This window comes from Streptomyces sp. NPDC001668 (assembly GCF_042893155.1).
In the GTDB taxonomy this organism is placed as follows: domain Bacteria; phylum Actinomycetota; class Actinomycetes; order Streptomycetales; family Streptomycetaceae; genus Streptomyces.
The window spans coordinates 366,449-387,554 of the sequence record NZ_JBIAUQ010000005.1 but is presented as its reverse complement, the minus strand read 5'-3'; the positions used below and the strand labels follow the sequence as shown (position 1 = coordinate 387,554).

Below are 21,106 nucleotides of genomic sequence, written 5' to 3'. Positions count from 1 at the left end.
CCATGGACACCGCGCTCCCGCTCACGGCGGCCCAGCAAGGGGTATGGGTCGCCCAGCGCCTCACCCCCGACAGCCCCCTGTACACCTGCGGCATCTACTACGACGTCCCCGGCCCGGTCGACCGCGCTCTGCTGGCCCGGGCCGTCGAGCAGGCCGTGGCCGAGACCGAGGCCCTGCGGGTCCGCTTCCACGACGACGAGGACACCCTCCGGCAGACCCTCGACCCGCACGTCACGGGGGAGTTGACGTACCACGACCTGAGCGGCGAGACCGATCCGGCCGCTGCCGCCCGGGCCTGGACCGACGCCGAACAGGCGCGCCCCGTCCTGCTCACCGGCGACGACCGCCTGTTCCGGCACACCCTGCTGCGCATCGGCCCCGACCGGCACTGGTTCCACTTCCGCTACCACCACATCCTCCTCGACGGCTACGGACAAGTCCTGCACTGCCGACGCCTGCTGGAGATCTACACGGCCCTGGCCGCGGGCGAGCAACCGCCCGCGAGCGGCTTCGGCACCCTGAGCGAGGTCCTGGCCGAGGAGCACACCTATCTGAGTTCGGCCCGTCATGAGCGCGACGGCGCCTACTGGCAGCGGGAGTTCGCCGACCTGCCGCCCTCCACCGAACTCGGCACCGGAGCCACGGGACTCGCCCCCAGCCTGCCCGGCGCGCGTCTGCGCCTGCCGGAAGACACCTCGCTGCGCGTGCGTGGTCTCGGCGGCTCCCGCTGGTCCCTGCCGGTGATCGCCGCCATGGCCGCGCACACCCACCGCGTCACCGGCGCCCACGACGTTCTGCTCCGTGTCTTCATGGCCGCCCGGCTCAGCCCGCACGCCCTGGCGACACCCGCCATGCTCGTCAACGACGTCCCGCTGCGGATCCCCGTCGACGGCTCGACGACCTTCACCGAGCTCCTCGACCGTGTGGCCGCCCGCCTGACCGAGGCCACCCGCCACCAGCGCCACCCCCACGACGAACTCCGCCGCGACCTCGGCGCGACGGCCCACCCGGGCGCCCTGAACGGCCCGTCCCTGAACGTCCTCACCTTCGCCGCCGCCCGTCTGCCCTTCGGCCCGGTCCAGGCCGAGGCACACCAGCTGGCCTCCGGCCCGGTACGCGACCTCGCCCTGCACGCGTACGGCGACCCCGAGGCCGGCGACGGCATCGAACTCACCGTCAACGCCCACCCGGGCCGCTTCACCCCCGCCACGGCCGCCGCCCACCGCGACCGCTACGCCCGCCTCCTCACCATCGCCACCGCCCGCCCCGACCGGCCCATCGGCGCCCTCGACCTGCTCGACGACACGGAACGGGAGCGCTTCCACACCAGCAACGACACCGGCCACGCCACGGACCGGCGCTCGCTGGTGGAGCTGTTCGAGGCCCAGGACCCGACGGCCGAGGCCGTCGTCTTCGAGGGCGAGCGGCTGACGTACGGCGAACTCCACGCGCGTGTGAACCGGCTCGCGCACGCCCTGCGCGGGCGGGGCGTGGGACCCGAGTCACGGGTCGGGGTACGGCTGCCCCGCTCGCTCGACCTGGTCGTCGCCCTGTGGGCGGTCCTCAAGACCGGCGCCGCGTACGTGCCCGTCGAGACCGGCTACCCGGCCGAGCGGATCGCCTACGTCCTCGCCGACGCGCGCGTGTCGTTCGTGCTCGACGAGGACAACGTGCGGGTCCTCGGCGAGGGCGAGGCCAATGGTGTGGGCGAGGGCGACGGTGTGGATGAGCCCGACACGCACCCCGGCGTCGTCCCGCGGGGGGACAGCGCCGCCTACGTCATCCACACCTCGGGCACCACCGGCCGGCCCAAGGGCACGGTCGTCACCCACGCGGGCATCGCCAACATGCTCGCCTGGATGCAGGACGAGTACCGGCTCACCCCTGGCGACCGGGTCGTGCACAAGACGCCGGTCGGGTTCGACGTGTCGGTGTGGGAGGTCTTCTGGACCCTCACCCGCGGCGCGACCCTCGTCGTCGCCCGCCCCGACGGCCACCGGGACCCCGCCTACCTGGCCCGTCTGGTGCGTGACGAACAGGTCACCGTCATCCACTTCGTCCCGGCGATGCTCGGCCCGTTCCTCGACGAGTACCTGCCCACTCCGTCACTGCGCATGGTCAGCTGCGGCGGCGAGGCCCTGTCCGCCGGGCTCGCCGACCGCTTCCACCGCGAGTGCGGCGCTCGACTGCACAACTCCTACGGGCCCACCGAGTTCTCGGTGACCGCCACCTCCCACGCCTGCGCGCCCGGCGAGCCCGTCACCATCGGCACGCCCACCCACAACTCCCGTGCCTACGTCCTCGATCCGGCCCTCCAGCCGGTCCCCGACGGTGTCACCGGCGAGCTGTACCTCGCGGGCGTCCAGCTCGCCCGCGGCTACTTCGACCGGCCCGGCGCGACCGCCGAGCGCTTCGTGGCCGACCCGTACGGCCCGGCCGGCACCCGTATGTACCGCACGGGCGACCTGGTGCGCCGCAGGGCCGCGGGAGACCTGGAGTTCGTGGGCCGCGCCGACGACCAGGTCAAGATCAACGGACAGCGCGTCGAACCCGCCGAGGTCGAGGCCGTGTTGGCGTCGGTGCCCGGCGTGGAGCAGGCCGTGGTCCTCGTCCACGACTCCGCCGCGGGCGCCCGCCGGCTCGTCGGCTACGTGACCGGCAGTCCGCGGACCGACCCACGCGCCCACCTCGCGGACCGACTCCCCGCGCACATGGTGCCCGTGAGCGTGCTCGCCCTGCCGTCGATCCCGGTGACCCCCAACGGCAAGGTCGACCGCCGCGCCCTGCCCGACCCGGCCCTGCCGGTCGGCGGACGCGCGCCGTCGACCGACACCGAGAGCACTTTGCACGCCCTCGCCGCGGACCTGCTCGGCCGGCCCGAACTGGGCGTGGACGACAACCTGTTCGCCCTGGGCGCGGACAGCATCCACGCCATCCAACTGGTCGGCCGAGCCCGCCGCCAGGGCCTGCGTCTCACCCCGCAGGACGTCTTCGACCACCCGACCGTCGCCCGGCTCGCCACGGTCGCCGCGACGGCACCGGCGACCTCGCCCGTCGATGACGTCCAGGACGACCCGGTCGGCGACCTCCCCCTGACACCGATGGCCCGGCGCCTCGCCGAACGCGGCGGCCCCACCGAGGGGTTCGCCCAGTCGCTCCTCCTCGCCGCCCGGCCCGGACTGTCCTACGACGGGCTGGTCCGCGCCCTCCAGAAGCTGCTCGACCGCCATGACGCCCTGCGGATGCGAGGCCGCCGCATCCTGCCCGAGGGCGCCGTGCGGGCCGAGGACTGCCTGACCCGCGCCCAGGACGAGGACATGGCCGGGCAGAAGGAGGCCGCCCGGCGTGCGCTGTCGCCCGAATCCGGGGTGATGGTGCGGGCCGTGTGGTTCGAGTCCGGGCAGCTGCTGCTGGTGCTGCACCACTTGGTCGTCGACGGAGTCTCCTGGCGCATTCTGCTGAACGACCTCGCCGCGGCGCTCGAGGAGGGCGAGCTCTCCCCGCCCGGGACCTCCCTGCGCCACTGGGCCCGTCACCTCCCCACCGCCCCCGACGACGAACTCCCGCTGTGGAAAGACCTGTTGGCCACCCCTGAGCCCGTCCTGGGCGCCCGTCGCCCCGACCCCGCCCAGGATGTCCACGGCACCGCCCGCTCGATCACCGTCACCCTCCCGGCCGACCTCACCGCCACGGTGCTGACCACCCTGCCCGCCGCCTACCGGACGACGCCGGACGACATCCTGCTCGCCGCTCTCTCGGCAGCCGTACAACGCCACCGCGGCGAGGGACCCGTCCTGGTCGATCTGGAGGGCCACGGCCGCGACCACCTGCCCGACGGGACGGACCTGTCCACCACCGTCGGCTGGTTCACCCGTATCCACCCGGTACGCCTCGGCACCGGAACGGCGGCCGACGCCGCCCTGATCAAGCGCACCAAGGAGGAGCTGCGCGCCGTCCCGCACGGCGGCCGCGGCCACGACCTGCTGCGCGACCACCTCACCGGACTGCCCACGCCCCAGATCTCCTTCAACTACCTGGGCCGGCTGGACGCACAGGACCTCGGCGGCTGGCACCTCGCCGACACGGAGACGGCCGTCGAACTGCTCGCCGACGACCGCCTCGCCCTCACCCACGCCCTCCAGATCGACGCCTATGTCCGGGACGGCGAGCTCACCGCCGAGTGGACCTACCCCGCGGGCGTCCTCACCGAAGGAGACGTGCGCGCCGTCGCGGAGGCGTGGACCGGAGCCCTGACCGAGCTGTCCGGGCACACGCGCGGCGGGCTCACCGTCTCCGACGTGCCCCTCGTACGGATCACCCAGGAGGAACTGGACCGGTTCCGCGGCGCCACCGACGTCCTGCCGCTCTCCCCGCTCCAGGAAGGACTGCTCTTCCTCGCGCTGTACGAGCCCGACGACCCGTACGTCGGCCAGCTCGTCCTGGAGATCGACGGCGGCTTCGACCCGGAGCGGATGCGGACCGCCGCCACCGCCCTGCTGCACCGCCACCCCAACCTGCGCGCCGCCTTCCGCAGCCGCTCCGCGGGCGCCCCCGTGCAGGTGATCCCGACCGACGTCAAGCTCGGCTGGGAGGTGCGCGACGACGACCTGACCGAGTTCCTCGCCCGTGACCGGGCCCGCGGCTTCAGCGTGGTCAGGCCGCCCCTTGTGCGGTTCACCGTGCTCGGCGACCGCCTGGTGCTGACCCACCACCACCTTCTGCTGGACGGCTGGTCCCTGCCGCTCCTGGTACGCGACCTGTTCACGCTGTACGGCGGCACCGAACCGCCCCCGGCCGCCCCGTACCGCGACTACCTGGCATGGCTCGGCCGACAGGACCATGAGGCCGCCGCCGAGGTGTGGCGCCGACAGCTCGCCGGCCTCGCCGCACCCACCCTGCTCGCGCCGCCCGACCGCACCTCCGGCGGGCACGGCGTCCACGAACTGGTCCTGCCGGAGACGCTGACCAGCGCGCTCACGGCCACCGCCCGTGCGCACCGGCTGACCCTCAACACCGTCGTGCAGGGCCTGTGGGGGCTGCTGCTGAGCGCCTTCACCGGCCGCGACGACGTGGTGTTCGGCGCGACCGTCGCCGGGCGCCCGCCCGAACTGCCCGGAGCGGAGACGATGGTCGGACTGTTCGTCAACACCCTCCCGGTCCGGGTCCGCGTCGAACGCGACGAGACACTGGCCGCCCTGATGGTCCGGCTCCAGGACGAGCAGCGGTTCCTCCACTCCCACCAGCACGCCTCCCTCGCGGAGATGACCCGCGCGACCGGCTTCGACGCCCTCTTCGACACCGTCGTCGCCTTCGAGAACTACCCGACGAGCGACGGCATCGCGGCCGGCGGGCTGCGACTGGCCCACGCCGACCTCGTCGAGCGCACCCACTACCCGGTCAGCCTGTCCGTCTTCCCGGAGGAGCGGCTGCGGCTGAGGTTCTCGTACCAGACCGGCGCCTTCGACGCGACGGCCGTCACCCGGCTCGCCGACCTCCTCGCGGACCTGATCGGTCGGGCGGCGGCCGGCCTCGACGTCCCCGCCCGTGAGCCGGCGGCGGTGACCGAGGAGGACCGTCTGCTCGTCACCGGTGTCCGTGAGGCCGGCGCTGCCTCGAAGACAGCCCGCACCACCGGGGGCGGTGAGCCCCGCTCGGCGGAGGAGCGGACGCTGTGCGCCGTCGTGGCCGACGTCCTCGGCGTCGAACGGGTCGGTGTGGACGACGAGTTCTTCGCGCTCGGCGGCACCTCGATCCTGATGATCCGTCTGGTCCACCGGGTGCGCGACGAGTTCGGCGTCGACCTGTCCCTGCGGGATGTGTTCGCCGCCCCGACCGTCGCGGGCGTCGCCGAACGCCTGACCCGGCTCGCCCCGCAGGCCAAGCGCATCACGGCGGACGTACGACCCGACCGCATCCCGCTGTCGTTCGCCCAGGAACGCATGTGGTTCCTCCAGCGGCTGCACGGCGGTTCCGGGACCTACAACATCCCCCTCCAGATCCGGCTGACCGGAGCCCTCGACACCGACGCCCTCGCCGGCGCGCTGGCCGACCTCGTCGCCCGCCACGAGGCGCTGCGCACCGTCTACCCGGAGGACGCCGACGGCCCCCACCAGGTCGTCCTGCCGCCCGGTACGCCGTACACCACGGAGTTCGTCCGCGACGCGACTCCCGATCTCGCCGCCGACGCCGCCCGCCCCTTCGACCTGACCCGGGACGTGCCCCTGCGGACGACGCTGTACGAGACCGGGCCCGGCACCCACATCCTCCTGCTGGTCGTGCACCACATCGCCGCGGACGGCGCCTCGCTGCGTCCGATGGCCGAGGACATCACGGCCGCCTACCGCGCCCGCGTCCACGGGGAAGAGGCGCCCTTCTCCGAACTGGCCGTCCAGTACCCGGACTTCGCCACCTGGCAGCGCGCGACGCTCGCCGCGGACCTGCCTCGCCAGATCGAGCACTGGAAGCAGCGGCTCGACGGCCTCCCGCCCGAGGTCACCTTCCCCGGCGACCGGCCGCGCCCGGCGGTGGCCACCCACCGCGGCGACCACGTGGAGTTCCCCGTCGGCCCGGAGCTCTACCGGCGGATGCTGAACCTGGCCGGCCGGACCCGCACCACCCCGTTCATGATCCTCCAGGCCGCCGTGTCGCTCCTGCTGACCCGGCTCGGCGCGGGCGAGGACATCCCGCTCGGCGGCGTCATCGCCGACCGGCCCGACTCGGTCCTCGACGACGTGGTCGGCGTCTTCATCAACACCCTCGTCTACCGCATGGACACCTCCGGCGACCCCAGCTTCGAGGAACTGCTGGTCCGCGTACGGGAGACGGGACTGGCCGCCTACGCCCACCAGGGCGTCCCGTTCGAACGCCTGGTGGAGGAACTGAACCCGGAGCGCTCCCGCTCCCGGCACGCCTTCTTCCAGGTCATGCTGGCCTGGCTGGACCTCACCGAGGCCCGCTTCGACCTGCCCGGCATCACCGCCGACCCGGCCCCGGTGACCAGCGGCACCGCCAAGTTCGACGTGCACTTCGACTGCCACGTCCACGAGGACGGCGGCCTGCTGTGCCGCCTGGAGTACGCCACCGACCTGTACGACCGGCGCACCGCGGAGAGTTTCGCCGCCCGGTTCGTGCGCGTCCTGGAGCATGTCACCGCCGACCCCGGGCATCGGCTGTCCGAGGTGGACGTGCTCGGCGCCGACGACCGTGCCCTGGTCCTGCACGGCTGGAACGACACCGGCCTCGCCTGGGACGACCCGCGTTCGCTCGTGGAGCGGTTCGAGGCACAGGACCCGGACGCGGAGGCCGTCCACTTCGAGGGCGAGCGCGTCACCTACCGCGAGCTGAACCTCCGCGTGAACCGCCTCGCGCACGCCCTGCGCGAGCGGGGCGTCGGTCCCGAGTCGCGGGTCGCGGTGATGCTGCCGCGCTCCGTGGACCTGATCGTCGCCCTGTGGGCGGTGGTCAAGGCGGGTGGCGCGTACGTGCCCATCGACACCGGCTATCCGGCCGAGCGGATCGCGTACGTCCTCGAGGACTCCGGAGCGCGGCTGCTCATCTCCGACCGGGACGTGGACGGGTTCGAGCGGATCACCCCCGACAGCGGGGAGCTGGAGCACGACCCGAAGGTGATCGCCCACGGCGACAACGCCGCATACGTCATCTACACCTCCGGCTCCACCGGCCGCCCCAAGGGCACCGTCAACACGTACGCGGGCATGGGCAACCGTCTGTGGTGGATGCAGCGCGACCACCGGCTGACGTCGGCGGACCGGGTGTTGCAGTCCACCCCGGTGAGCTTCGACGTGTCGGTGTGGGAGGTCTTCTGGACCCTCACCCACGGCGGCACCCTCGTCGTCGCCCGCCCCGACGGCCACCGCGACCCGCTCTACCTGGAGCGGCTGATGCGCGAGCACGGCGTCACGGTCGTCCACCTCAGCTCCTCCATGCTCGGCGCCTACCTGGCGGAGAGCCGGCTGCCGGGATCCGTGCGCCTGGTCGTCTCCGGCGACGAGGCACTGCCCGCCGAACTGGTCCGCCGCTTCCACGAGCACTCGGCCAACGAGGACGCCGTACTCCTCAACGCCTACGGTCCGACCGAGGCCGCCGTCGACGTCACCACCTGGCCGGCCGGGCCGGACACCGAGACCGTACTGATCGGCGGCCCCGTCCCGAACACCCGCATGTACGTACTGGACGCCCGCCTGGCCCCCGTCGCACCGGGCGTCCCCGGAGAGCTGTACTGCGAGGGCGTCCAGCTCGCGCGCGGCTACCTCGACCGGCCCGCCCTGACCGCGGAGCGGTTCGTCGCCAGCCCCTACGGGCCGCCCGGGTCCCGTATGTATCGCACCGGTGATGTGGCGCGCTGGACGCCGGACGGTGAACTGGAGTACCTGGGCCGCGCCGACAACCAGGTCAAGCTGCGGGGCTTCCGGGTCGAACTCGGCGAGATCGAGGACGCGTTGGCGGACCACCCGGCCGTCGCGCAGGCAGCCGCCGCCGTCCACGGCCAGTGGCTCGTCGGCTACGTCGTCCCCGCCGACCCGAACACCGCGCCGGACACCGAGGGCATCCGCGACCGGCTCATCGCCCGGCTGCCCGAGTACATGGTCCCGGCCCAGATCGTCACCCTGGCGGAGCTGCCGCTCACCCCGAACGGCAAGCTCAACCGCAAGGCCCTCCCCGCCCCCGACCTCACGCACACCACCGGGCGCGGACCGCGCACCCCGCAGGAGGAGATCCTGTGCGGCCTGTTCGCCGAGGTCCTCGGCGTGCCCGAGGTGTCCGTCGACGACGACTTCTTCTCGCTCGGCGGACACTCCCTGCTGGTCACCCGGCTGGCGAGCCGTATCCGCGCCGTGCTCGACGTCGACATCGAACTGTCGGTGCTGTTCGAGGCGACCACGGTGGCCAGGCTCGCGGTCCGGCTCACCGGGCGCGGTCCGCGCCGCGCCGGGATCACGGCACTGCCACGCGGAGGGCGCCTGCCGCTGTCGTACGCCCAGGAACGGCTGTGGTTCCTGCACCGCTTCGAGGGGCCGTCCCCGACGTACAACCTGCCGGTCGCGCTGCGCCTGACCGGCGACCTCGACGTGCCCGCGCTCGCCGCCGCCCTCGACGACCTGGCCGCGCGGCACGAGGCGCTGCGCACGGTCTTCGCCGAGGACCGGCACGGACCTCACCAGGTCGTGCTGCCGTCGGTGCCGCCGTTGAACGTGGTGGCTGTCGATGAGGCGGAGCTCCCCCTGCCCCTGGCCGAGGCCGTGCGCACCCCGTTCGACCTCACGGTCCAACCACCGCTGCGGGCCACCCTGTTCGACCTCGGCGACAGCGAACACGTACTGCTCCTCGTCCTGCACCACATCGCCGGCGACGGCGCCTCCATGGCCCCGCTCGCCCGCGACCTCGCCACCGCCTACACCGCCCGTACTCAGGGCGAGGAACCCGACTGGGCACAACTACCCCTCCAGTACGCCGACTTCGCGGCATGGCAGCGGCGGGCCCTGGGGGAGTCCGGCGACCCGGACAGTGTCCTGTCCCGGCAACTCGACCACTGGCGCGCCGTGCTCGCCGGGCTGCCCGAGCAGATGGAGCTGCCCTTCGACCGGCCCCGCCCCGCCGTCCCCACCCACCGCGGTGACACGGTGCCCTTCACCATCGGATCCGAGGTCCACGAGGCCCTGGTCCAGCTCGCCCGCGAGCAGCACACGACCGTCTTCATGGTGGTGCACGCGGTCCTGGCCACCCTGCTGCACCGGCTCGGCGCGGGCGACGACATCGTCATCGGCTCTCCCGTCGCGAACCGCGCCGACGACGACCTGGCCCCTCTGGTCGGCTACTTCGCCAACAACCTCGTGCTGCGCACCGACCTCACCGGCGGCCCCGACTTCACCGAGGTGCTGCGCCGGGTGCGGGCCGCCGACCTGGCCGCCTACGCCCACCAGGACGTGCCGTTCGAACGGCTCGTGGAAGCGGTCAACCCGGTGCGCTCCACCGCCCGGCACCCCCTGTTCCAGACCGGCCTGAACTTCACCGACGCCGACCAGCAGTCGGCCCTGGACCTCGCCGTCGACCTGCCCGGAGTGTCGGCGCGTGTGCACCCGGTGGCCTCGCCGGCCGCCAAGTTCGACCTGTCGTTCTTCCTCACCGAGCGGCCCGGGGGCGGGGTGAGCGGGCTCCTGGAGTTCGCCACCGACCTGTTCGACCGCGACACGGCCGCGCGGATCGCGGACCGCTTCACCCGGCTGCTCACCGACGTGGTCTGCGAACCCGGCCGCCCCATCGGGGAGTTCGACATCGTGGACCGGGACGAGCGGCACCTGCTGCTCACCGAGTGGAACGCCACCGCCCACGAGACGCCGTCAGGGACCCTCACCGACCTGATCGAAGCCCAGGCGGCCCGTACGCCGGACGCCCCCGCCGTCGTCTTCGGCCCGAGCGAGGTGACGTACGCCGAACTCGACGCCCGAGCCGACCGGCTGGCCCGGCACCTGATCACCCTCGGCGTCGGCCCCGAGCGGTACGTCGCCGTACTGATGCCGGTCTGCGAGGACATTCCGGTGACCCTGCTGGCCGTGTGGAAGACGGGCGCCGGGTATCTGCCGCTGGACCCGGCGCACCCGGCCGGGCGACTCGCCTTCATGCTGGCCGACATCGCGCCGGTCGCGGTCGTCACCACCGCTGAACTGGCGGCTGTCATAGGCCCGTTGACCGACGCCGCGGTCGTTCTGGTGGACGGTCCGACGATCACGGAACAGCAGTCCGTCCCGCTCACCGACGTGGTCCGCCGGCCCGAGCACGCCGCGTTCGTCATCTTCACCTCGGGCTCCACCGGCCGGCCCAAAGCGGTCGTCGTCGAGCACCGCTCGCTCGTCGCCTACCTGGCGTGGGCGACGGCCGAGTACGAGAGCCTGCGCCGACGCGCCCTGGTGCACTCGCCCGTCTCCTTCGACCTGACGGCCACCGGCATGTTCGGCCCGCTGATCTGCGGTGGCACCGTGGAACTGGTCGGATGGACCTCCAGCGGTCCCGCCCCGGACGCCCGGGTGACCCGGCCCGACGTCGTCAAAGCCACGCCCAGTCATCTGCACCTGCTCGGTGCGGTGCCCGAGGAGTACTCGCCCCGGGAGCAACTCGTGCTCGGCGGTGAGTCGTTGCTCGGCGACGTACTGGACGCCTGGCGCGCCCGCCACCCCGCGGTGACCGTCCTCAACGAATACGGTCCCACCGAGACCACCATCGGGTGCAGCCTGTTCCGCATCGCACCGGGTGCCCCCGTGCCGCCCGGCGTCATCACCATCGGCACGCCCGCCTGGAACACCCGGATGTATGTGCTGGACCCGCTGCTGCGCCCGGCGCCCGTCGGCACCGCGGGCGAGTTGTATGTCGCGGGCGACCTCGTCAGCCGCGGCTACCACGGCCGTCCCGGTCTGACGGCCGGACGCTTCGTCGCCGACCCGTACGGCCCGCCCGGATCCCGGATGTACCGCACCGGTGACCTGGCCCGCTGGACGGCCGCAGGGCTGCTGGAATTCGCCGGCCGGGTCGACGACCAGGTCAAGATCCGCGGCTTCCGCATCGAACTCGGCGAGGTGGAGGCCGTCCTGACGGCCCAGCCCGGCATCGACGCGGCCGCCGTGGCGGTCCGCGAGGACACCCCCGGCGACAAACGCCTCGTCGCCTACGTCGTACCGGAGACGGGCCGTCCGGCTGACCCGGCGGCCCTGCGCACCGCCGCCGCACAGGCCCTGCCCGACTACATGGTCCCCGCCGCCTTCGTGGTGCTGGAGAGCCTGCCGCTGACCGCCAACGGCAAGATCGCCCGCAAGGCGCTCCCCGCCCCGGACCTGACCACCGACAGCTCGGGCCGGCCGCCCGCCGAGGGCAGGGAGCGGCGCGTGGCGGACCTCTTCGCGGGTGTCCTCGGCGTGCCCGACGTCGGCGCCGACGACGACTTCTTCCGCCTCGGCGGCCACTCCCTGCTCGTCGCCCGGCTGGTCAACCGCGTGCGGAGCGACCTCGGCGCCGAGCTGTCCATCCGGGAGGTCTTCGAGAACCCGACCGTCGCCGGACTCACCGCACTGCTGTCCCACCGGCCGACGAAGGCCCCGCGGCCGCCGCTCGTCCGGCACGAAGGACCGGAGCGGCCCGAGCGGGTGCCGCTGTCGGCGGCACAACGGCGGATGTGGTTCCTCGACCGGCTCGACGGCCCGGCGCAGACGTACACCATCCCTGTCGTCCTGCGCATGACCGGAGTCCTCGACCGGGAGGCGCTGCGGGCCGCCTTCGGCGATCTGGTCCAGCGCCACGAAGTGCTGCGCACGGTGATCGCCGACGGGCCGGACGGACCGCACCAGGTGATCGGCGACACCGCACCGCGCTTGACGATCCGGCCGTCGGACCCGGCCGACTTCACCGCAGCGGTGGCGCAGGCCGCCCGGGGGGCCTTCTCCCTCGACCGCCAACCACCCATCCGCGCCGTGCTGTTCACCGACGGAGACAGCGAACACGCCCTGCTGCTGCTCCTGCACCACATCGCGGCCGACGGAGCGTCCATGCGGCCGCTCGCCGACGACCTGTCCACGGCCTACTCCGCCCGGCTCGCCGGACACGCCCCCGACTGGATTCCGCTGCCCGTCCAGTACGCCGACTACGCGCTGTGGGAACGGGAACTGCCCCCGGACCGGCTCGACTTCTGGACGCGGGAGCTGGCCGGCCTCCCCGACCAGATCGAACTGCCCACCGACCGGCCCCGGCCGGCCGTCGCCTCCCAGCGCGGTGGCACAGTGCCCTTCACCGTGCCGGCCGCACTGCGCCGCCGTGTCGACGCGCTCGGCCAAGGCCGGGGTGCCAGCGCCTTCATGGTGCTGCACGCCACCCTCGTCACCCTGCTGAACCGGCTCGGCGCCGGCGACGACATCGTGCTCGGAACGCCCGTCGAAAGCCGCCCGGACACCGCGCTCGAAGACCTCGTCGGGCTCTTCGCCAACACCCTGGTCCTGCGCGTCGACGCCTCCGGGGACCCCACGTTCGAGGAACTCCTGGACCGGGTGCGAGCGGCGGACGTGGCGGCGTACGACCACACCGACGTGCCCTTCGAGCGGCTGGTCGAGGTCCTCAACCCGGCCCGCTCACGCTCCCGGCACCCGCTGTTCCAGGTCATGCTGACGATGAATCAGCAGGCCGTCGCTCCCACGCTGCCCGGACTGGAGGTGACCGTCGGCGAGGTGCCGGGCGACCGGGCCAAGTTCGACCTGTCGCTGATGTTCGCCGAGGACGGTGAAGGCGGCTGGTCCGCATGGGTCGAGTACGCCGCGGACCTGTTCGACCGAGCCACCGCCGAAGCCGTCGCCGCCCGCTATCGGCGTCTCCTGGAGGAGGTGACGGCCGACCCGGCCCGCCCCCTGCACGCACTGCCCTTGCTCACCCCGGCCGAGCGCGAGAGCACACTCGCCCGGCGGGGCGGCGCCGCCCGGCCGCTGCCCGAGACGTCGCTGCCGGAAATGTTCGAGGCACAGGCGGCGCGCACCCCGCACGCCGTGGCCGTCGTCGCGGACGGCGAACACGGCCGCGCGGTGACGTACGACGAGCTGAACCGCCGCGCCAACCGGCTGGCCAGGCACCTGGCCACGCTCGGGGCCGGACCGGAGACCGTCGTCGCCGTGGTCCTGCCGCGCAGCCCCGAGGTGATCGTGGCGCTGCTCGCGGTCCTGAAGACCGGGGGAGCCTACCTGCCGCTCGACCCGTCCCACCCGCGGGCGCGGATCGATGCTCTGGTCGCCGACGCGGGCGCCGCGATCGTCCTCGACGAGGGCGCGCTGGCCGCCGTCCCGGACACCGGCGCGGACGGCGACCTGGGCGTCCACGTCCACCACCACCAGGCCGCGTACCTGATCCACACCTCCGGATCGACGGGCCACCCGAAGGGCGTGGTCGTCGAACACGGCTCGCTCGCCGCCTATCTCAGCGAGGCCGCCGAGATGTACCCGGCCGCCTCGGGCGAGTCCCTCCTCCACACCTCCCTCGCCTTCGACATGCCGGTGACCACGCTGTTCACGCCGCTGATCAGGGGCGGCCGGGTGCGGATCGGGGCACTGGACGACGACACACCCGCTCCCGACCTGCTCAAGGTCACCCCGAGCCACCTCCGGCTGCTGGCGTCGCTGCCCGACCGCGCCAGTGACGTCCGGAACCTGGTCATCGGCGGTGAGGCCCTCGACGGCACCGCCCTGCGGGCCTGGCGCGAGCGGCACCCCGAGGCCGTGGTGATCAACGAGTACGGCCCCACGGAGGCGACCGTCGGCTGCGTCGTGCACCGGCTCGAACCTGACGACGCCCTCGCCCCGGGGCCGGTGCCCATCGGCCGCCCCATCGCGGGCGCGAGCGTCCACGTGCTCGACGACCACCTCCAGCCCGTCCCCGACGGTGTGTGGGGCGAGCTGTACCTCGCCGGTACCGGCCTCGCCCGCGGTTACGCCGGACGGCCCGGCCAGAGTGCCGAACGCTTCGTCGCCGACCCGTACGGCCCGCCCGGCACCCGCATGTACCGGGTGGGCGACCGGGCCCGCTGGAACCGTGCCGGGCTGCTGGAGTACGCCGGACGCGTCGACGACCAGGTCAAGATCCGCGGCTACCGGATCGAGCCCGGGGAGATCGAGAGCGCGCTGACGGCGCTCGACGGGGTGGCCCGAGCCGCCGTGATCGCCCGCGAGGACCGTCCGGGTGACCGGCGGCTGGTGGCGTACGTCGTCGGCGACACACCGCCGACGGCCGAGGAGCTGAGGGCCCGGCTCGCCACCGTCCTGCCCTCCCACCTCGTCCCGTCCGCGTTCGTCCAGGTCGACGCGATCCCGTTGAACGCCAACGGCAAGCTCGACCGCGGGGCGCTGCCGGCCCCGCCGGACACCGCAGCCGGTACCGGCCGGGCGCCGCGGACGGAACAGGAGGCCGTGCTGTGCGGGCTGTTCGCCGAGGTGCTGGGCGTGCCGGAGGTCTCCGCCGACGACGACTTCTTCGCGTTGGGCGGTCACTCCCTGCTCGCCGTCCGTCTGGCCGGCAGGATCAGTGAGACCCTGGCGGTCCGCTTCGGCCTGCCGGCGCTGATCGAGGCACCGACCCCTGCGGGAGTGGAGCGCCACCTCACGGAGGGCGGCCCGCAGGCCGCATCGTGGGTGCCGGACTCGGAAGCCGAGCTGAGCCCCGCTCTGCGCTTCACCTCCGCCCCCTTCCCTGCCGGCCCGCCCGAGCTGCCGCATACCGGTGACCCCCAAGAGGTCCTGCTGACCGGCGCCACAGGATTCATCGGAGCCTTCCTCCTGGCCGAGCTGCTGCACGGGACGGCGGCGCGGGTCCACTGCCTGGTCCGCGCGCGGACCGATGCCGAGGCCGTCGGGCGGCTGACCGAGACCATGCGCCGCTACGGCATCGGTCTCGGCCTGACACCGGACGATCCACGACTGAGTGTCGTCCGGGGAGACCTGACGGCAGTGGACCTCGGCCTCGAACCCGCCGACTGGGCGAGGCTGCGCGAGAGCTGCGACACGATCGTGCACAGCGGCGCACACGTCCACCACCTCTTTCCGTACACCCGAATGAAGCCGGCCAACGTGGAGGGCACCCGGACCCTCCTGCGCCTGGCCGCCGAAGGACGCCCGAAGGCGTTTCACCACCTGTCCACCCTCGGTGTGTTCCGGCTCGGCCAGGGCTCCCGGCTGGTCACGGAGGATTCACCGATCGACGGTGAGAAACACCCGTTCGGCCAGGGGTACGCGGCGAGCAAATGGGTCGCGGACCGGCTGGTGGAGCGTGCCTTCGAGCGGGGGGCCACCGGCGGCATCCATCGCCTCGGCCGCATCTGGGCGCACACCTCCACCGGTGCCGTCAGCGCGGACGACATGTTCTCCCGCCTGCTCACCAGTTGCGCCGCGCTCGGCTGCCATCCCATCGGACCGGATCTGGAGGAAGCGCTGCTGCCCGTCGACGTCCTGGCCCGCGCCGTCGTGGCACTGATCCGGACCGGGGCGGGAACCGCCCGCGTGCACCACCTCCACCACCCGCGCAGGGTCGGAGCCGGTGCCTTCATGAGCGGCTACGACCGGATGCGCGGGACGGCCTGCGAAGCGGTTCCGCTCACGGAGTGGCTGCACCGCCTGCGGCGCGCGAGTGAACGAGGCCAGGATCTGCCGATCCTGCCCTACCAGGCATATCTCGAGGAGCACGCGACAACGGTGCCGGACCTGGGGCAGCCCACCCTGGAGTTCGGGAACGAGACGACGCTTCAGCGGCTGCGCGACCTGGCGGTGGCCGTCCCCGACATCGACGAGGCCGCGATCTCCCGCTATTGGGACTTCATCGAACGGTGACACGAGCCCGCGCACACCGATCCCGGGTTCCGTCCCGACACCCCCGCACCGGGAGGCGCGGCGCCTCCCGGCCTTCGAAAGGAACACCGATCCGTCATGACCAACCCCTTCGAGAACCCCGACGGCACCTACCGGATCCTGACCAACGACGAGGGCCAGCACTCGCTGTGGCCCGACTTCACCGCCGTGCCCGCCGGCTGGACCACCGTCTTCGGCCCGGACAGCCGCACCGCCTGCCTGGAGTACGTCGAACGCGCATGGACCGACATGCGGCCCAAGAGCCTCGTCCGGGCCATGGGCGAGTGAGCCGGACGCAGCGGGCGAAAGGGGACGCGCACGTGAGCAGCGTCGACCTGACGCAGGCACCGAATGCCCTGGCGCGCACCGGCGGCATGGTGCGGTACGACGCCCGCACCCTGGCACGGCTCGGTGAGGTGACGGAGCAACTGCTGGCCGAGGCGGGGGACCGGGTCGACGACCCGGCCTGGGTGGCTCTCGCCCGGCACGCGTGGGAGGACGTTCCCGCCGACATACGGCGCACCGTGAGACAGTTCCGCAGGCATTCGGGCCCCGACGGCGCCCTGGTCCTGCGCATGCTGCCCATCGGCGCCGCGCACCTGCCGTCGACCCCGATGGTGAAGGGGTCGGTCCAGCACGACCCGTCCCTGCCCGCGGCGATGCTGCTGCTGTTCGCGGCCGGGCTCGGCGACCCGGCCGCGTTCGCGGCGGAGAAGTCCGGCGCCCTCGTCCAGGACGTCGTGCCGGTGCCCGGTCAGGAGACGGTGCAGGGCAACGTCGGCTCGGTCGAGCTCACCTTCCACACCGAGAACGCCTTCCACGTCCACCGCCCCGACTACGTCATGCTGCTGTGCCTGCGCCCCGACCACGAAGGCACCGCCGAACTGCGCACCAGCTGCGCGCGGCGCGTCCTGCCGCTGCTGACACCCGGCACCCGGCAGGCGCTCGGCAGACCCGAGTACGTCACCGAGGCGCCCCCCTCCTTCGGCCCGGCCGGCGAAGGCACCGCGCACGCCGTGCTCACCGGAGACCCGGATGACCCCGACTGGTGCTTCGACGAGGCGGCCACCAAGGCCGTGACCCCCGAGGGCCGGGCCGCCCTCGCCGAACTGGCCGAGGTGGCGCACCGCACGTACACCGGCGTTCTGCTGCGCCCCGGCGACCTGGCCGTCGTCGACAACCGGGTCACTCTGCACGGCCGTTCCGCGTTCACCCCGCGCTACGACGGCCACGACCGCTGGCTGCAGCGGACCTTCGCCTTCAGCGACCTGCGCCGTTCGCGGGACCACCGTCCCGGTGACGGAACGGTCCTGATCCAGTGACCCCTCAGGTGACCTCGGCCCGCGACGCGTCAGGAGAACCGTTGACATGAAAGGTACGTGCTGACATGACCGAGCCCGGCCGGACTCCCCTCGCGGTGTTCGAACGTCACGAGTCGAACGTGCGCAGCTACTGCCGCGACTTCCCGGTGGTCTTCGAACGAGCCGCCGGCCACCATCTGTGGGACACCTCGGGACGCCGCTACGTCGACCTGCTGTGCGGGGCCGGCTCGCTCAACTACGGCCACAACCCTCCCGGGATCGTCGAGCGGGTGACGGCCTACCTCAGGGCCGGCGGCCCCGTGCAGTCGCTGGACCTGCACACCACGGCCAAGGCCGACTTCCTGGAGCGGTTCAGCGGCCTCGTCCTTGAGCCGCGCGGCCTGGGCGACCACGTCGTGCAGTTCCCCGGACCGGCCGGAACGCTCGCCGTCGAGGCCGCGCTCAAGCTGGCCCGCAAGGTCACCGGGCGCACCGAGGTGATCGCCTTCACCGGAGGCTTCCACGGCGCTTCCCTCGGCGCCCTCGCCGCCACGACCTCCCCGCTGCTGCGCGGCGCCGCGGGCGTGCCGTTGACCGACGTCACGACCCTCCCGTACGGCGACGCGGTCGACGCCGACCCCTTCGCCTCGCTGGAGCGGACCCTCGGCCCGGGCGCGTCGACACCCCCGCCGGCAGCGGTCCTGCTGGAGACGGTCCAGGGCGAGGGCGGACTGCACACCGCTCCGCGCGCGTGGCTGGCCCGAATCCGTGAACTCGCGGATGCCACCGGCACGTTGATCGTCGTGGACGACATCCAGGCGGGCTGCGGACGTACCGGCACCTTCTTCAGCTTCGAGGACGCCCCCGAACTCCGGCCCGACCTCGTCTGCTTGTCGAAGTCCCTCAGCGGAATGGGGCTCCCGATGGCGGCGTTGCTGATCCGGCGCGGGATCGATGGTTGGGCCCCCGGCGAGCACAACGGCACGTTCCGAGGCCACAACCTCGCCTTCGTGGCCGGCTCCGCGGCGCTGGACTACTGGACCGACCCGCACTTCACCGCCCACGCCGCCGAACTGACCGACGCGATCCGTACCAGCCTCGCGACCATCACCGACGTCCTCCCGGCCGGTGCCGCCGAAGTCGTCGGCAAGGGGGCGATGAGCGGACTGAGGTTCCCCGCTCCCGGGACGGCCGAGCGGATACGGGGAGCATTGTTCCGCGCCGGCGTCGTTGCCGAGACCTCGGGTTCGGGGCATGTCCTGAAGCTCCTGCCACCCCTGACGATCTCCGTCACCGAGTGGAAGGAAGTGGCGGGCACCTTGGGCGACACCATCCAGGTATTCGCTACGGCGTAGTCGCCCGTCAGGTCGTTCGTGTCCCCGCCGAGCAGCAGGCGGCACGAAGCGGAACACGCCGACAGCATCAGGCAGGCGAGAACCAGGGACGAGTAGCTGTGGCAGCCGCGCCGCAGGCCGAGCGCCGCCCGTCCTGAACGCGGTGGCGCCCGCTACCAGGCGAAGGCCTCCGGTGACGGTCCCGGTCCCGGGAAGAGGTCGTCCAAACCGGCCAGCAGCTCCTCGCTCAGATCCAACTCTATGGAGCGCAGGGCCGATTCGAGCTGCTCTGCCGTGCGCGGGCCGACGATCGGGCCGGTCACGCCAGGGCGGGTGAGGAGCCAGGCAAGAGCGGCCTCCCCGGGCTCCAGACCGTGCTTGTCGAGCAAGTCCTCGTACGCCTGGATCCTGGCGCGTACATCCGGGCCGGACATGTTGCCCGCGGCCAGCCCCTCACCGCGCCGACCGCCCTCGATCTCCTTCTTCAGCACGCCGCCGAGCGCGCCACCGTGCAGCGGTGACCACGGGATGATGCCGAGGCCGTACTCCCGGGCGGCCGGGATGACCTCCATCTCGGCGCGGCGCTCGTAGAGGTTGTACAGGCACTGCTCGCTGACGAGGCCGGTGGTGCCGCCGCGACGGGCGGCGATCTCGTTGGCCTGGGCGATCTTGTAGCCGGGAAAATTGGAGGACCCGACATAAAGGATCTTCCCCTGCTGGACCAGTACGTCGATGGCCTGCCAGATCTCCTCGAACGGGGTGTCCCGGTCGATGTGGTGGAACTGGTAGAGGTCGATGTAGTCGGTCCGGAGCCGCTTGAGCGAGGCGTCCACGGCGCGCCGGATGTTCACCGCCGACAACTTCTCGTGGTTGGGCCACGCTTCCCCGTCCGCGCCCATGGTGCCGTACACCTTGGTGGCGAGGACGACCTTGTCGCGCCGCTCGCCGCCCTTCGCGAACCAGTTCCCGATGATGCTTTCCGTACGGCCCTTGTTCTCGCCCCGGCCGTACACGTTCGCCGTGTCGAAGAAGTTGATGCCCGCGTCCAGCGCCGCGTCCATGATCGCGTGGCTGGCGGCCTCGTCGGTGTGCGGACCGAAGTTCATGGTGCCGAGGACGAGTCGGCTGACCTTGAGCCCGGTGCGTCCGAGTTGCGTGTACTTCATGGACTGCACGCTAGTCGCATGAAGTGCGCTCTAGGCAATGGTGCAACTCCGTTTCTCCGCACCGCAGTTAACAATTTTAAGCAGGCTTGGGACAGCCGTGTCGTGACGCCGGGCGCCGCATGACCACTTTGATCGTCGGTGGCAGCGGCTTCCTGGGCGCCGAGCTGATTCGGCAGGCCGTCGCGGCCGAGCAGGCCACGGCAGCGACGTACGCCACCAGGCCCGGCGACGCCGCCCGCGCCGTCCGGTACCTCCTCGATCTGCGGGACGCCGGCCGCCGGGATGCCGTCATGAGTCCGACTGGGCCGTGACGGCACAGGCCCCCATCCGGCTCGCGAGGACCGCGGCCGGACAAGGAGTCCGCCTCGTCCACGTTTCCAGTGACGCCGTGTTCTCGGCGGCCCGGGTCCACTGCGACGAGTCCAGCCTGCCCGACCCCATCACCCCATACGGAGCGGCGAAGGCGGCGGCGGAAACAGGGGGCCTCGCCGTGCACCCGGAAGCTGAGGTCGCCCGCACGTCGCTGATCACCGGCGACGGGGGATCAGCCCATGAGCGCCTCGTACACGAACTCGCCACCGGCACCCGCGACGGCGCCCTGTTCACCGACGACGTCCGCTGCCCGGTGCACGTCGCCGACCTGGCCGCCGCCCTCCTGGAGCCGGCTTCGGGCAACAGCTCCGGCATCCACCACCTCGCCGGCCCCGACGCAGTCAGCCGCCACGAACTCGCCATCCTGGCCGCCAGGCGGGACGGCCCCGACGCCTCCGGACTCCCGACCGGCCTGCGAACCGACAGCTCGCTGCCCGGCGCCCTGGACGTGCGTCGCAGACTGAGCGAGCGGCCAGGTTTCTCCCGCCGCGAGCAGGAAAACGCCGTCGCCCCCACCCTCAGGCTCGCTGCACCATAGGCTGCCGAAATGCACTACA

Annotated in this window: 5 protein-coding genes and 1 pseudogene; 5 read left to right on the top strand and 1 reads right to left on the bottom strand. The window is 72.7% G+C overall.

Translation table 11 applies throughout. The annotated features are described in order from the left end of the window. Positions 1–2 precede the first annotated feature (2 nt). The 4 genes from ACFYZ8_RS18285 to ACFYZ8_RS18270 all read left to right on the top strand — a co-directional run bounded on the left by ACFYZ8_RS18285 (position 3) and on the right by ACFYZ8_RS18270 (position 19,032). Positions 3–16,358: an amino acid adenylation domain-containing protein gene (locus ACFYZ8_RS18285; RefSeq protein ID WP_388530007.1), complete on the top strand. Its 16,356-nt coding sequence runs from the start codon at positions 3–5 to the stop codon at positions 16,356–16,358. Between the two features lie 96 nt (positions 16,359–16,454). Then, positions 16,455–16,664 carry an MbtH family protein gene (locus ACFYZ8_RS18280; protein WP_359036442.1) on the top strand — a complete coding sequence of 70 codons (210 nt, stop codon included), beginning with the start codon at positions 16,455–16,457 and terminating at the stop codon, positions 16,662–16,664. Positions 16,665–16,696: 32 nt separating this feature from the next. After that, positions 16,697–17,698 carry a TauD/TfdA family dioxygenase gene (locus ACFYZ8_RS18275; RefSeq protein ID WP_359036440.1) on the top strand — a complete coding sequence of 334 codons (1,002 nt, stop codon included), beginning with the start codon at positions 16,697–16,699 and terminating at the stop codon, positions 17,696–17,698. 65 nt (positions 17,699–17,763) lie between these two features. Continuing rightward, positions 17,764–19,032, top strand: coding sequence for a diaminobutyrate--2-oxoglutarate transaminase (locus ACFYZ8_RS18270; protein WP_388530011.1), 1,269 nt, complete (start codon positions 17,764–17,766; stop codon positions 19,030–19,032). Between the two features lie 152 nt (positions 19,033–19,184). Here the strand turns inward: ACFYZ8_RS18270 and ACFYZ8_RS18265 are convergent, their stop codons facing one another. Continuing rightward, positions 19,185–20,177: an aldo/keto reductase gene (locus ACFYZ8_RS18265; protein WP_388530014.1), complete on the bottom strand. Its 993-nt coding sequence runs from the start codon at positions 20,175–20,177 to the stop codon at positions 19,185–19,187. Between the two features lie 119 nt (positions 20,178–20,296). Between ACFYZ8_RS18265 and ACFYZ8_RS18260 the strand changes: the two are divergent. Beyond that, positions 20,297–21,087: pseudogene (locus ACFYZ8_RS18260) on the top strand (sugar nucleotide-binding protein). Positions 21,088–21,106 lie beyond the last annotated feature (19 nt).

Excerpts from the sequence above, each read along its gene's own strand:
- ACFYZ8_RS18280 (WP_359036442.1), top strand. The coding sequence starts at position 16,455 with ATGACCAACCCCTTCGAGAACCCCGACGGCACCTACCGGATCCTGACC.
- ACFYZ8_RS18265 (WP_388530014.1), bottom strand. The coding sequence starts at position 20,177 with ATGAAGTACACGCAACTCGGACGCACCGGGCTCAAGGTCAGCCGACTC.
- ACFYZ8_RS18270 (WP_388530011.1), top strand. The coding sequence starts at position 17,764 with ATGACCGAGCCCGGCCGGACTCCCCTCGCGGTGTTCGAACGTCACGAG.
- ACFYZ8_RS18285 (WP_388530007.1), top strand. The coding sequence starts at position 3 with ATGGACACCGCGCTCCCGCTCACGGCGGCCCAGCAAGGGGTATGGGTC.